The organism is Burkholderia sp. AU31624 (assembly GCF_020420065.1).
Taxonomy (GTDB): Bacteria; Pseudomonadota; Gammaproteobacteria; order Burkholderiales; family Burkholderiaceae; genus Burkholderia.
Map to the genome: position 1 here is coordinate 22,654 of NZ_JAIZRT010000013.1, position 13,352 is coordinate 36,005.

Here is a 13,352-nt window from a genome sequence, read left to right on the forward strand (position 1 = left end):
TTGTTGATCGCTTCGTGGATGAGTGCTCGTAAGCTCGTAATCCTATGCCTGTGCGTTACCGTTGTGCGATGCCGCATATGGAATTAATTGTTGCCGATTTCGCAGCATTCGCCGAGTAAATATTGAGATGAATGACGTAAACGGTCTGGACGGCACCCGGCGTCCCGATGTTTGCACGCGTCGATGACGCCACGATGTGAAAAAGGTGAGTCTTTACGGGATGCCAGGTGAGCCTTTCCGGGAGACGGTCGCGCGCGAATGTGACAAATGTGTGAACTTGTGTTGCAGTGCAGGCTCTAAGCGCGTTCGCGGTAGCGGGCTTCGTCGCGCGCGGCCGTCTTATTAAGCATCGCTTAAGCGGGTGCGCCTTAGCATCGTTCGTAGCAGGCCGGGCAACCGGCCGATTTTTTACGCCCCACGCAACCGGATTCATGCAGACCCTCAATCTCACCCTCTTTTCCGCCATCAACGCCGGGGTCTCGCCCCAGCCGGGCGTGGCCCGCCTCGCCATCTTCGCCGCCGACTGGCTCGTCTATGCGTTGCCCGCGATGCTGTTGCTGACCTGGATCTTCGGTGCGCGCCCGACGCGGCGCCAGGCGATCGAAGCCGGCGTCGGCGTGTGCGTGGCGCTCGCGCTCGCGCAGGTCATCGGACATTTCTGGTTCTCGCCGCGCCCGTTCATGGCGGGCGTCGGCACACAACTGATTCCGCACGCGCCGGACAGCTCGTTTCCGAGCGATCACATGACGTTCGCGTGGAGCATGGCGGTCGGGTTGATGCTCGGCGGCACGACCCGGTTCACCGGGTTCGTGATGGTCGCGATGGCCGCGGCGATTGCATGGGGACGTATCTATGCGGGCGTGCACTGGCCGTTCGACATGGCAGGCGGCGTGCTGGTCGGCACGGCCGGCGCGCTGGCCGCGCACCTGTATGGGCAACGCGTGATCGCGCTGCTCGAGCGGCTCGGCGATTCGGTGCATGCCGCCGTGATGGGCCGCCGGCACGCGCCGTAAGTAGCAGGAGATCGGGCAGGACGCCGTCAGCCGGGTGTCTTGGCCGATTCGGCCGAGGCGGACGGGCCAGCGCCCGCATCGTGCAGATCAGCGGTATCGGCCGGGTGTTGCGCGGCATCGAGGTCGAGTGCGCTTTCCTTCAGGATCGCGCACATCGCGACGAACAGCGCGAGTATCACCGCGGCAAGGCCGCAATAGCCGACGATCTTCAGGTTGCGAAGGAACGGCGACGCGTGGCTTTCTTTTGTCATGACCGGGCGCTCCTGGGCGGGCTGCGGCGGCTGTCGCCCGACAGCGGCGTCGCACCCACAGATATATACCAGTCGCGATCGCGGTGCCAAGCCCGCTGGTGCGCCGACGCCACGATTGTGTCATCGGCCGGCCAACCTCAAGCGGATACCCGTTTTCCGGGCACCCGCATCCATCAGTCTTCCAGCGTTTCGTGCACGGCCGCCGCGCCGCGCTTCCAGTAGGCCGCCGCACGGATGCGCGACTTGTCGACGCCGCGCTCGCCGGTCAGGTGCTGGCGGACCGCGCGCATCGACAGCGCTTCGCCCGCCGCCCACACATAGCCGTCGCCGGACGGCGGCAGCGGCAGGTCGCGCACGGCATTCAGCAACACGTCGCCGTCCGCCGCGTCGGCTTCGGCGCGGAAGCGCCAGATTTCATGCACGTCGGCACGCGTGTCGAACGCGATCTGCGCGGTGCGATCCGCGACTTCCATCACGACGGCTACGCGCGCGCCGGCCGGCAATTCCTCGAGACGCCGTGCGACCGCCGGCAGCGCCGTATCGTCGCCGATCAGCAGGTGCCAGTCGAAACCGGTCGGGACGACGAACGAACCGCGCGGGCCGCCGATGCCGAGCCATTGGCCGACACGCGCCTGGGCGGCCCACTGCGACGCGGGGCCCGGGTGGTTCAGCACGAATTCCAGATCGAGTTCGCCGGCGGCGCGGTCGAAACGGCGCGGCGTGAAGTCGCGCGCGACCGGCTTCGGTTCGCCTTCCGGAAACTCGGGACCGTTCGCGCCGAGCGTCGGCAGCACGGGCCGTTCAGCGCCGGGCGGCGGGAAAAATACCTTCACGTGATCGTCGAACGACGCGGATTCGAAATCCGCGAGATCGGGGCCGCCGAGCGTGACACGCAGCAGGTGCGGCGTGACGGTGTGCACGCGCAGGACCTGCAGCAAGCGGAACTTGAGGGTGTGGCGCACGCGGGTCACGGTGCGGTCGGATGTGTTCTGCATCAATCCGTTCTCCTTAGGGTTTGACGGGGCGGCGCGGATTACGCACCGCTGCCGCCTTCGATTTCAGCCGTCGCGCGGCGCATGATGGCGGCGATACGGCGCTGTTCGTCGGCGTCGGCGGCGCTCTTGTGCAGCAGCGCCCGCTTGAGTGCGAGACGCGCCTCGACGAACTCCGGCAGCCAGCCGGCTTGCGCTTCGTCCGGCGTTTCGTTGCCCGCCGCTTCCCCGGCGAACGCGCGGCGCATGAATTCCATCTTGCGGGCGAGGTGCGTGAGGCGCGCGAACAGCGTGTCGACGCGTTCGCGTTGCGCGTCGAGATGCGCGCGGCCGGCGTCGGTCAGCGCATACCGCTTGCGGTTGCCTTCCGCCTGCGACGCGACGAAGCCGACTTCTTCGAGATACGTGAGCGCCGGATACACCATGCCGGGGCTCGGGCTGTAGAAGCCGTTCGAACGCGTGTCGAGCGCCTTGATCAGCTCGTAGCCGTGGCTCGGCTGCTCGGCGACCAGCGCGAGCAGCAGCAGCTGCAGATCGTCGGAGCTGAACTGGCGGCCGCGCGGCATGCCGTCGTCGCCGAAATCGCCAAAGCCGCCGCGCCCGCCACGGCCACCGAACGGGCCGCCACCGAACGGATCGTGGCCGCGACGATGGCGGCCGATCGCATACCAGAGACCGGCGAATCCGTCAGGGCGGGCATGCGCACCATGACCGTCGCATCGGGCATGGCCGCGGGAAGGGTTGTGTCGCATGTTCGAGTCCTATATGTCGGAAAACATATCTAAAGATATATATCGAAAGATAGGCCGTCAAGGGGATTTATTGGGGCTGGATAGTGGGCGAGGGTGGAGCTGGCAGCGTGCGGCGGGGACTGCCGTCGATGCGCTTCATGTGATGCGTAGCGCGAGCCGGCCACGACGATCGGACGGTCGATGCATTGCCAGCTTCTGCAGCCTGCGCCAGGCGTTGATCGTGAGGCAGCGGCGTGCAGGCATGTATCCGCGTGTCGATGACATCGCGAGAAAATGGCCGTGACACGCCTGAACTTCGCGGTAATTCATGTAATGCAATCTACTAAAACACCGGCAAACATTATTTAATTAGCTTGAATTGTTTTAATTTATTTTCTTTTGATCAAACAAAAATTCCGCGCCGGCAAAGGTATTTAAATGCACCCCGTCATTCAATGTGGTGTTTCCGCTTGATGCAAGCCTGTCATGGGTTGCGAGGCAGTGAAGATTTTCGACCCTTTATATTTGAAGTGAGGAATTCGTCGAAAATGTAAAGCATTGCAATATTAAAGCGGGATTTGAGTATTTCGATTGCGGCGCATGATTTTGTTTGGCAGGATTTTCATCAAGTTGCTCGGTTTTAAAACAACAAAACAACAAACCATTCAATCGGTCGCAATAATACACGCCGGACGAGCAACGATCCGAAAGGAAGCTGACGAAGAAACTGGTAACGAGGCGGCGAATGGTCGACACCGTTCGCGATCATTGAATCAATCGCTTTCCCGGGCGTCGACGCGTCACTCGAGCGATCCGGGCGAATCCGATACGGGGCGGCCATGGCGATACTCAAGAACGATTCTTCCGGGCAAGCGTGCCTGCTCCGCGCATATCACGTGTTCGGCCGCGATGCCGCGCGCTGCGATACGGTCATCCGCGACGCGTCGGTGTCCCGGGTCCATGCCCATATCCGCTGGGTCGGCGGCCGATGGGAGCTCCATGATCACAGCAGCAACGGCACGTCGGTGTCGGGCGTGCCATTGCGCGACGGCGAGCACGCGGTGCTGCAGCGAGGCGACGTGATCCGGTTCGGCAGGGCGGGTGTCGCGCCCTGGCGCGTCGAGTCGATCGACGATCCGGCCGATACGCTATGGCCGGTACGGGGCGCCGTGCACCCGATCGTCCTCACGCCGCGCCAGATCCTGGCTGCCCACGCCGCGCAGCCGGTCACGATCGTCCGGTCGCCGGCCGGCGATTGGCTGTGCGACGACACGTTGCCGCCGCGCGCGCTTCATGACGGCGATGAAGTGTCGACGGGCGACGTCACATGGCGCGTGGCGCTCGTGCGCCACGGCTCGACGATGACGCTGCGCGCGCCGGCCGATCCGGCCGTGCCGGCCCGATTGCTAGAATTCTTCGTCAGCCGGGACGAAGAGCATGCGCGTGCGCTGCTGCATGTTCGCGGCGGCGTGGTCGATCTCGGCGAGCGCGCGCATCACTACAGCCTCGTCACGCTCGCCCGCGCACGTTCGGCCGACATGCAGGCCGGCTACGACGCCGCCACGCAAGGCTGGATCGAACTCGACCGGCTGGCGCGCATGCTCGGTATCGATACGTCCCATCTCAACGTGCAGATTCATCGCGCCCGGAGCCAGTTCGCGGCGCTGCCGGGGCTGGACGCGAGTCAGCTGGTCGAGCGGCGGCGCGGCAGCGTCCGCTTCGGCGATTTCCCGTTCCGCGTCATGCGCGGCGAGCGCCTCGAATGCCAGTCGGTGCCGGGCGTCGAGCCGCGCATCGGCATGCATCGTCCGGCGCCGGATCCGGTCGTCCATTGCTCGTGAACGCGAAACGACAGCCCGGGTTGCCGACCGCGGCACGCGCACGCGTCGTGTCTCACGCGCATGAATCGCAGCAGGCCGTCGCGCCTTTCGCGGTGCTGGCCGGCAAGCGGCATTACCGGCTCGGCGCGTTGCTCGGCGAAGGCGGCAGCGGCGTGGTGTTTCGCGCGACTTGCGGCGAGACGGGGCAAGACGTCGCGCTCAAGCTGATGCGGGACGATGTCGCGTGGACCGAAGCCGAGCGCGCCCGCCAGCGCATGCGCTTCCGGCGCGAGACGAGCCTGTCCGAGGCGCTGCGGCACCCGAACATCGTGGCGCTGCTGGACCAGGGGGAAGCGCCCGACGGGCGGCCGTTCGCCGTATTCGAGCGCGTGCAGGGCCGGACGCTGCATGACTGGCTTGCAATGCAGGGGCCGCTGTCTGCCGTCGACACCGGACGGCTGATGACGGAGGTGCTCGATGCGCTCGCGGCTGCACATCGCCGCGGCATCGTGCACCGGGATCTGAAGCCGCAAAACATCGTGATCGAGATGGCCGACGACGGGCCGCACGCGAAGCTCCTCGATTTCGGGATCGGCGCGCTGTTGCCCGGCGCGACCGAGATCGCGCCCCAGGCCGCGACGCTCGCGGCCGGGGTGCTCGGCTCGCCGTCATACTGCGCGCCCGAGCAACTGCGCAACGAACCGCCGACGCCCGGAAGCGACCTGTATGCGTGGGGCCTCGTCGTGATCGAATGCCTGACGGGCGAAGTCGTGATGCAGGGCGCCAGCGTGGCCGACATTCTTTATCAGCAACTCAGCCCGGTGGATGTCGCGCTTCCTCCGGCGATCGCGTCGCATCCGCTCGGCTCGGTGCTGAGGCACGCGTTGGGCAAGCATCCGGCACTGCGTGCCGCCTCGGCCGACGAACTCGCGGCGCGGTTTCGCGCGCTCAATTTCGCCTCGCTCGTCGGCCCGTTCGATGCCGGCCGCGCAAGCCGGCGCACGCGGCCGCACCCGTTCGCGCCATGCAGCGACGCGGTCGCAACGGCTGGCGAATACCGGCAGGTCACCACGCTGTGCTGTTGCGTGACGATCGCCGGAGACGGCTGGCAACGCCATGCGGGAACCGATCACGGCGCCCTGCTCGACCGCTACGAGGCGCAGTGGCTGACGAAGTGCGCGGATATCGCCGTCGGCTATGGCGCGCAGGTCGACGAGCGGCTCGGCGACACGCTGCTGTTCCATTTCGGCCTGCAAGGCGATATCGATCGGCCCGCGCGCCGCGCGGCACGTGCGGCACTCGACATGGTGCGGGTGGCCGGGGGCGCGCGGTTGCCGGTGCCGGCCGAAGCCGGCTGTACGGACAGCGGCGAAGGCTGGCGCGTCGAATTGGCCGCCGCGATTCACGTCGGGCAGGTTCTCGCGCATGCGGCGCAGGGGGCGGGCGGATCGACGCCGGCCGCCGCGTCGCGGCTGTTGCGGCTGGCCGGGCCCGGGCAGATCCTGATCAGCGACGATGCGCGGCTCGCGCTCGAACGGCATGCCGACTTCCGGCCGACCGGGTTGCGGCTGGCGCGGGCGGGCCTCGCGCCGCAGCCGGTGCATGAACTGCTCGGCGAGCGTCGGGCCGATACGCCGTTCGATTCGCTCGACGGCGGCATGCGGGCACCGATGATCGGCCGTACGCGCGAACTCGATGCGCTGCTGCGCGCGTGGCAGGAGACGCTTGCACGGCATCGTCGTGTAACGCACGGTGTGCCGCCGCGGCTCGTCGTCGGCGACGCGGGAATCGGCAAGTCGCGCCTCGTACACGGGCTGTGCGAGACCGTGCGGGCACAGGGCCACGCGTTCGCGCATTGCGGATGCCAGCCGGAGCGGGAGAATCATGCGCTGTTTCCGATCCTGCGGTTCATCGGCGCGCATTGGCAACTCGACGGCGACAGTCCGGCCGACATCACGCACGCGGCGACGGACGCAATGCTCGCGGCGCTCGACTGCGATCGTGCGGCGGCCCGTGTCGCGCTTGCGACCTGGCTGGGGCTGCCCTGCGATGCGAAGGCGGCGAGGCGGCCGAGCGCGGGCGAACAGGACGCGCTGTTCGATGTGCTCGCGCAATTGATCGTGTCGCTCGGCAATGGCGCGCCGGTGTTGCTCGTCGTCGAGGATGTCCAGTGGATCGACCGCGCGACCGAGGATTTTCTGGCGTACCTGCAGCGCTCGCCGCGCGCGCCGGTGCTCATCGTGCTCACGTCGCGACCCGCCAGGCTCGCGCGCTGGCGTGGCGCGACCGAGCGCCTGGTATTGCGCCGCCTGCCGCGCGACGATGCGCGGCGCTTGATGTCTGCGCACCTGGGCCAGGGCGCGCTCGATCCGGCCTGGATCGATCCGCTCGTCCATCGTACGGCGGGCATTCCGCTGTTCATCGAGGCGGTCGCGCGCGAACTGACGATGTGCGGGGCGGACGGCTCGCTCGCGGGGCTGCGGACGATGGACCCGTGCCCGCTTCCGGTCAGTCTCGGCGGAATGCTCGGTCGCGCGTTCGACCGGATCGACGATGCGCGCGATACCGCGCAGCTCGCCGCGACGATCGGGCTCGAGGTGGATGCGCAACTGCTGGCCGCGGCATCGCCGCATGATCGCGTCACGCTCGACGCGCACCTGCAGCTGCTGCTCGAAGAGCGGATCATGTATGCGCAACATCGGCGCGATCGCGTGTTCTATTCGTTCCGCCATGCATTGATTCGCGACGCGGCGTACGCGTCGATGCCGCCGGCCGTGCGGTGCGCCAACCATGCGCGAGTCAGCCAGGCGCTGGCCGCGCACGCCGATCGCGGCGCGGACGCGCATGCGAACGGCGCCGACGAACACGCCACGCGCTTGTGCATCTGAATCCTGCACTCGATGCACGGATGTCCCAGCGGTGCCGCCACCCGCGTCCTACAGTGGGCCAGATAGGCCGATACGGCTTTCAGCGCCGGGTCGGCTTTCGACAATCTGGAGACAACCCCATGACAGCCGAGTACACCCTTCAACACCGGATCGCGGGCGACGCGTGTGACGCCGCGCAGGGCGAGTGGTTCGAGAAATTCGAACCGTGCACCGGGCACCTGCTTGCGCGCGTGGCGGCCGGCACCGGCGCCGACGTCGACCGGGCCGTGCGCGCGGCCCGCGCGGAATTCGACGGCGGACACTGGCGTCGGTTGCCCGGCGCGGCGCGGGCGAAGCTGCTGAACCGGCTGGCTGACCTGCTCGAGCATGACGCGGAACGCTTCGTCGAGTTGCTGGCGCGTGAACAGGGGCGCCCCGCGATGGAAGTGCGCATGATGGACCTGCCGATGTCGATCGACACACTGCGCTACTTCGCCGGATGGGCGGACAAGCTTGAAGGCCGCCAGATTCCGACCGGCGGCTTCATGGGGCGCCCGACCGTCAACTACACGGTACGCGAAGCAGTCGGCGTCGCCGGCCTGATCGTGCCGTGGAATGCGCCGCTGATGATCGCGTGCTGGAAGCTGGCGCCCGCGCTCGCGGCCGGCTGCACGGTCGTGATCAAGCCGTCGGAGGACGCGCCGCTCGCGGTCGGGGCGCTGGTGGACCTGGCGGTGCAGGCTGGTTTTCCGCCAGGTGTCGTGAATCTCGTGCACGGCATCGGTGCGTCGGTCGGGGCCGCGCTGGTCAATCACCCGGGCGTCGACAAGATCAGCTTCACCGGCAGCACCGAGGTCGGCCGCACGATCGCGCGCGAAGCCGGCGCGCAGTTCAAGCGTCTGACGCTGGAACTCGGCGGCAAGGCGCCGCAGATCATCTTCGACGACGCGAATCTCGAGCAGGCGATCGCCGGCGTCGCGATGGGGCTGTTCGTCAACCAGGGGCAGACGTGCGCGGCCGGCACGCGCGTGCTGGTGCAGCGCCGTCACTACGACGACGTCGTCGGCGCGCTCGCGCATGCGGCGCGGTCGGTCAGGGTCGGCACGCCGTTCGATCCGGCGACGCAGATGGGCGCGCTGATCAGCGCCCGCCATGCCGACCGCGTGAAGACGCATATCGCCGTGGCGCTTCACGACGGCGCGACGATGGTCGCGGGCGACGAGCCGGTGCCGTCGCAAGGCTTCTTCGTGCGGCCGACGGTGTTCGCGAATGTCGATCCGGCGATGCGCATCGCGCGCGACGAAGTGTTCGGGCCGGTCGGCACGATCATGCCGTTCGATACGGAAGACGAGGCCGTGGCGCTGGCGAACGACACCGTCTACGCGTTGTCCGCCACGCTGTGGACCCGCGATCTCGCGACCGCGCACCGTACTGCCGCCCGTCTGCGGGTCGGCGCGGTCGCGGTGAACGCGTGGAGCCCGCTCGACGCACGGCTGCCGTGGGGCGGCTTCAAGGAGAGCGGCGTCGGGCGCGACCTGTCGCAGAGCGGGCTCGATGCGTATTTGGAGGAGAAGGTCGTCACGATCGCGATGTAACCGTGCACGTGCCGGCTCGGAGACACAACAACAAGATCGCGGGCATTGCTCGCCCGCCTATCCCATTCGACAGACACATGACTACTCAAGACCTGACCTTCGATTACGTCGTCATCGGCGCGGGTTCCGCCGGTTGCGTCGTGGCCGCGCGGTTGATCCAGCAGAACGCCGGTTCGGTGCTGCTGCTGGAAGCCGGCACGCGCGACGACAATCCGTTTCACCGGATTCCGGGCGGCGTGATGCAGGTGTTCCAGAAGAAATCATGGCCCTACATGACCGACCCCCAACCGAACGCGAACGGCCGCAGCATGATCATCGCGCAGGGCAAGGTGTTGGGCGGCGGCAGTTCGGTCAACGGGATGATTTACATCCGCGGGCAGCGTGACGACTACGACGACTGGGCGACGCAGTGGGGCTGCTCGGACTGGCGCTACGACGACGTGCTGCCGTATTTCACGAAGGCGGAAGCGAACGAAAGCCTGGGGCCGGCGTATCACGGCCAGACGGGCCCGTTGCCGGTCAGCGAGAACCGTTATCGCCATCCGTTGACGGCTGCGTTCATCCGGGCCGGGCAGGAGATGGGGCTGCGCTACGTCAACGATTTCAACGGCGAAGTGCAGCAGGGCATCGGCTATTACCAGACGACGACGCGCAACGGCGAACGCGCAAGCACCGCGCAGACCTATCTGGCGTCGGTGCGCGACGACGCGAAGCTGAAGGTGGTGACCGGCGCGCTCGTGCACCGGATCCGGACCGATGCGGGGCGTGCGGTCGCGGTCGAATTCAGCGAAGGCGGCCATGCGCCCGTGTCAGTACGCGTGCGCAACGAGGTCGTCGTGAGCGCGGGGGCGATCGGGAGTCCGAAGGTGCTGATGCTGTCCGGCATCGGGCCGGCGGAGCATCTCGCTGCGCTCGGGATCGATCCGGTTGTCGCATTGCCGGTTGGCCAGAATTTCCACGATCATCTGCACATGTCGGTGCAGGCGTCGATTCGCACGCCTGCGAGCCTCTACGGCGAGAACACGGGACTCCGGGCGATGCGCCATTTCCTGCAATGGAAGTGCTTCAGGAGCGGGCTGCTGACCAGCAACATCCTCGAAGGCGGCGCATTCATCGACACGCAGGGCACCGGGCGGCCGGACGTTCAGTTCCATTTCCTGCCGCTGCTCGACAACTTCGACAACACGCCGGGAGAGACGCCGCCGGCGAGCGAGCACGGCATGTCGGTCAAGGTCGGCCATCTGCAACCGAAATCGCGCGGGCGGGTGGCGTTGCGCAGCAAGGATCCGTCGGACCTGCCGAGGATCGATGCGAACTTCCTGAGCGACCCGGCCGACCTCGATGGCCAGATCCGGGCCGTTCAGGCCGGGCTCAGGATCCTGTCCGCGAAGGCGCTGCAGGCGCACGTGAAGGAAATCGTCGCGCCGGCCCGGATCGATCCGGACGATCTGACGGCGATCGAGCGATTCGTGCGGCAGGACATCAAGACCGTCTATCACCCGGCCGGCACCTGCAGGATGGGTACGGACCCGCGGACGTCGGTGGTCGACCAGAAGACGTTGCGCGTGCACGGCTTCGCCAATCTGCGCGTGATCGATTGCTCGATCTGCCCGCAGGTGCCGAGCGGCAACACCAACGCGCCGGCAATCATGATCGGCGAACGCGGCGCTGATCTGCTGCTTGGTCGGTGAAAGAGGCGGCGCAGGGCTGACCTGCGCTGACTTCGCGTCGGGCGATGCCGACGCGGTTTCGTTCGCATCAGAGCGGAAACACGGCCTTGAGCCAGAACGCCGCGCCTTCCGGGCGGTTTCGCACATCGGTTTCCATCTGGTATTTGGCGGTCACGAACCAGCCCTTCCCGCTGTCGTACTTGATCGACGGGCCGATCGCGAACGCACGGCCGCGATTGCCGGCGATGGTTTGCCCGGCCTGTGAATCGTCCGTCATCTGCCGGTAGACGTAGCCGCCCGCGCCGATCGTCAGGCCGTTGCCGAAACCCCAGCCCGCCGAATAGTCGACGATGAATTCCTGGCCGGACTGGTAGTCCGTCGCGTGGTTGCGCTGATTGAAGGTCCACATCAGCTTGGCATCGAACACCGGCCCGGTGCGGCCGCCGTACGACACGCCGGCGATCGGCTGGATCGCCCAGACGTTCCGGCCGATGTTGGCCAGGTCGCTTTTGTCGTACCGGCCAGTCGGCGCGAAGACATCGACGGCGAGCAGCGTGTGAAGCGTCGGCGTGACGTGCCAGCCGAGCGCCGGCCCGAACGTCATGTCGCCGGCGCCGATCCGCCGCTGCGATTGCCCGCCCGCGTGCACGTCGAGCGTGACGAGCGGAAGCAGCGCGTGCATGGCCAACGATGCGCCTGCAAATGTGTAAGGCGTGACCCATACGATCCGCGGCGTCACCGAATACGCGGTGATGCTGAAATCCGGCGGCGCGACGTTGCGGCCGTCGTTGTCGTGCAGCTCCCCGGCGTGGTAGCGCTCCGCGTAGATCAGGGCATAGAGCCCCGGCGGCGGCAGTGCGCAGCACAGGTAGCCTTCCGCCCCGGTCGGGTAGACGGAGCCGCCGCCTTCGGTTGCGTGAGCGCCGTGCGCGACGACGAGCGCGGACAGCATCACGGAAAGGGAAAGTCGTTTCATCGGTTGTCTCCTCCTGCGGCGCACGAGCGGCCGCCGTTTGTCTTCGGGCGGCTTGCGTGACGGCATGGGCCACGCACGTGAAGCCCGGCCGGAAGCCGTCTTTCCGCCCGTCAGCAGGGTGCCGCGCCAGTTTTTCGCTCGCATGTGTTTGCGTGCAGAGCCGTCAGGAGTGCGGTGCATCTAGGGGAAATCTTTACAGCGTCAGGTAGCGCTCCGGCCACGCATGGGAGTTATGCGAATGTTCTTTCGCATCGATGCGCCGTACGCTACGAGCCGATCCCCTCTCATCGATGCTGGCCGGGCGCGTGTCGTCGCACATGACCGGAAGTCGGGCGAGTTGATCGTCGCGCCCGCTGCACGCGCACGAAGGCAGCCACGCAACGGACGTACTTGAAAGCCGGATTTTTCTGGAGGCGAACGTCATGATCGATTCGGAAGCGCGTCCGCCGCTGCAGGCGGGCGGCGTGTCGTGCTGGTCGGAGCAGATCCGGCATCGGTTCTTCCCGCTGGAGCTGAACGCCGGCGCGTCCGGCGAATTCGACGCGAGCGTCGACGTGTTCGATCATGCGCGCTGCCGCGTGGCGCGCATTGCGGCCAGCGCGCATAGCGCCTCCATCGGTCGCACCGCCTGCAAGACGCTGAAGCACCGCTACGTCAAGGTGATCTGGCAACTGAGCGGCGTGGCGAGACTCGAGCAGGGTGCCAGCGAAGTGATCGTGCCGCCCGGGCATTTCACGCTGTACGAGGCGAGCAGCCCGTACTGGATTCAAAACGACGCACACGGAGAATTCGTCACGATGCTGTGCGAAGTGCCCGACCACGACGCGCTGCTGGGGTTGGCCCGGCACGCGATCGGCCGCGCGATGCCGACGACGGGCGGCGCGGCCGTGGCGCTCGCGAGCCTGCAGGCGATGATCGCCGAGGGCCGGCGCATGAATCCGCGCAGCCGCTTCGGCGTGCTGGAACTGGTGGCGACGTTGCTCGCCGAGACCATCGATTTCACGGACGGCACGGCGCCCGCTTCGCGACGCAAGATCCGCGAGACGTTGCTGCGCGATGCGCAGCAATACATCCATCGGCATCTGGACGACGGCGAACTGTCGCCCGATCGCATTGCCGCGGCATTGAAGGTGTGCCGCCGCACGCTTTACCAGGCATTCGAATCGATCGGCGAGCGGCCGCAGGCGATGATCCAGCGCCTGCGGCTCGAGAAGTGCCATGAAGTGCTGTCGCAAACCGGTGCCGACGGGGCGAGCATTACGCGCCTCGCGCTGCAGTCGGGGTTTTCCGATCCGGCGTATTTCGCGCGCCTGTTTCGCCGGCGCTTCGGGGTCACGCCGTCGCAGTGTCGGGATGCGGCGATGCGGGACGGGGGCGGTGCGGGATCGTCGGGTTAGTCGCGGCGTGCATTCGTTGCGATTCGTACCGACTCGATCG

At 67.0% G+C, this 13,352-nt stretch carries 10 protein-coding genes and 1 pseudogene; 6 read left to right on the forward strand and 5 right to left on the reverse strand.

Annotation, left to right across the window (positions count from 1 at the left end):
• The first annotated feature begins 431 nt into the window (after positions 1-431).
• On the forward strand, positions 432-1,013 hold the full coding sequence (locus LGM89_RS34450) for an undecaprenyl-diphosphatase (protein WP_089498069.1): 582 nt from the start codon (positions 432-434) through the stop codon (positions 1,011-1,013).
• Positions 1,014-1,039: 26 nt separating this feature from the next.
• Here the strand turns inward: LGM89_RS34450 and LGM89_RS34455 are convergent, their stop codons facing one another.
• The 3 genes from LGM89_RS34455 to LGM89_RS34465 form a co-directional block, all read right to left on the reverse strand.
• A complete protein-coding gene (locus LGM89_RS34455; protein ID WP_226275425.1) occupies positions 1,040-1,264 on the reverse strand; it encodes a hypothetical protein in 225 nt (74 codons plus the stop codon).
• Between the two features lie 173 nt (positions 1,265-1,437).
• Positions 1,438-2,259, reverse strand: a complete 822-nt coding sequence (locus tag LGM89_RS34460; RefSeq protein ID WP_089498067.1) for a siderophore-interacting protein — start codon at positions 2,257-2,259, stop codon at positions 1,438-1,440.
• A gap of 38 nt (positions 2,260-2,297) precedes the next feature.
• Positions 2,298-3,008 carry a PadR family transcriptional regulator gene (locus tag LGM89_RS34465; RefSeq protein WP_089498066.1) on the reverse strand — a complete coding sequence of 237 codons (711 nt, stop codon included), beginning with the start codon at positions 3,006-3,008 and terminating at the stop codon, positions 2,298-2,300.
• Between the two features lie 818 nt (positions 3,009-3,826).
• Here LGM89_RS34465 and LGM89_RS34470 point away from each other — a divergent pair.
• The 4 genes and pseudogenes from LGM89_RS34470 (at position 3,827) to LGM89_RS34485 (ending at position 10,960) form a co-directional block, all read left to right on the forward strand.
• On the forward strand, positions 3,827-4,828 hold the full coding sequence (locus LGM89_RS34470; protein WP_226275428.1) for an FHA domain-containing protein: 1,002 nt from the start codon (positions 3,827-3,829) through the stop codon (positions 4,826-4,828).
• 20 nt (positions 4,829-4,848) lie between these two features.
• Positions 4,849-7,683: pseudogene (locus tag LGM89_RS34475) on the forward strand (TOMM system kinase/cyclase fusion protein); the annotation flags it as partial.
• A 131-nt stretch (positions 7,684-7,814) separates the two neighbouring features.
• On the forward strand, positions 7,815-9,269 hold the full coding sequence (locus tag LGM89_RS34480) for an aldehyde dehydrogenase family protein (RefSeq protein WP_226275432.1): 1,455 nt from the start codon (positions 7,815-7,817) through the stop codon (positions 9,267-9,269).
• Between the two features lie 77 nt (positions 9,270-9,346).
• A complete protein-coding gene (locus LGM89_RS34485; RefSeq protein ID WP_226275434.1) occupies positions 9,347-10,960 on the forward strand; it encodes a GMC family oxidoreductase in 1,614 nt (537 codons plus the stop codon).
• Between the two features lie 67 nt (positions 10,961-11,027).
• Here LGM89_RS34485 and LGM89_RS34490 read toward each other — a convergent pair whose 3' ends face one another.
• Both LGM89_RS34490 and LGM89_RS34495 read right to left on the reverse strand, forming a co-directional pair.
• Complete coding sequence (locus tag LGM89_RS34490; protein WP_226275436.1) at positions 11,028-11,915, reverse strand: transporter; 888 nt, start codon at positions 11,913-11,915, stop codon at positions 11,028-11,030.
• A 193-nt stretch (positions 11,916-12,108) separates the two neighbouring features.
• The gene (locus tag LGM89_RS34495) at positions 12,109-12,339 is read right to left on the reverse strand and encodes a hypothetical protein (protein WP_226275438.1); all 231 of its coding nucleotides are present in this window, start codon (positions 12,337-12,339) and stop codon (positions 12,109-12,111) included.
• Here LGM89_RS34495 and LGM89_RS34500 point away from each other — a divergent pair.
• Positions 12,338-13,312, forward strand: a complete 975-nt coding sequence (locus tag LGM89_RS34500) for a helix-turn-helix domain-containing protein (protein ID WP_226275440.1) — start codon at positions 12,338-12,340, stop codon at positions 13,310-13,312. The genes LGM89_RS34495 and LGM89_RS34500 overlap by 2 nt on opposite strands.
• Positions 13,313-13,352: the final 40 nt, after the last annotated feature.

Bases quoted from the DNA above. Each gene is read 5' to 3' on its own strand.
- LGM89_RS34455 (WP_226275425.1), bottom strand. From the start codon at position 1,264: ATGACAAAAGAAAGCCACGCGTCGCCGTTCCTTCGCAACCTGAAGATC.
- LGM89_RS34485 (WP_226275434.1), top strand. From the start codon at position 9,347: ATGACTACTCAAGACCTGACCTTCGATTACGTCGTCATCGGCGCGGGT.
- LGM89_RS34465 (WP_089498066.1), bottom strand. From the start codon at position 3,008: ATGCGACACAACCCTTCCCGCGGCCATGCCCGATGCGACGGTCATGGT.
- LGM89_RS34480 (WP_226275432.1), top strand. From the start codon at position 7,815: ATGACAGCCGAGTACACCCTTCAACACCGGATCGCGGGCGACGCGTGT.
- LGM89_RS34490 (WP_226275436.1), bottom strand. From the start codon at position 11,915: ATGAAACGACTTTCCCTTTCCGTGATGCTGTCCGCGCTCGTCGTCGCG.
- LGM89_RS34500 (WP_226275440.1), top strand. From the start codon at position 12,338: ATGATCGATTCGGAAGCGCGTCCGCCGCTGCAGGCGGGCGGCGTGTCG.
- LGM89_RS34460 (WP_089498067.1), bottom strand. From the start codon at position 2,259: ATGCAGAACACATCCGACCGCACCGTGACCCGCGTGCGCCACACCCTC.
- LGM89_RS34495 (WP_226275438.1), bottom strand. From the start codon at position 12,339: ATGACGTTCGCCTCCAGAAAAATCCGGCTTTCAAGTACGTCCGTTGCG.
- LGM89_RS34470 (WP_226275428.1), top strand. From the start codon at position 3,827: ATGGCGATACTCAAGAACGATTCTTCCGGGCAAGCGTGCCTGCTCCGC.
- LGM89_RS34450 (WP_089498069.1), top strand. From the start codon at position 432: ATGCAGACCCTCAATCTCACCCTCTTTTCCGCCATCAACGCCGGGGTC.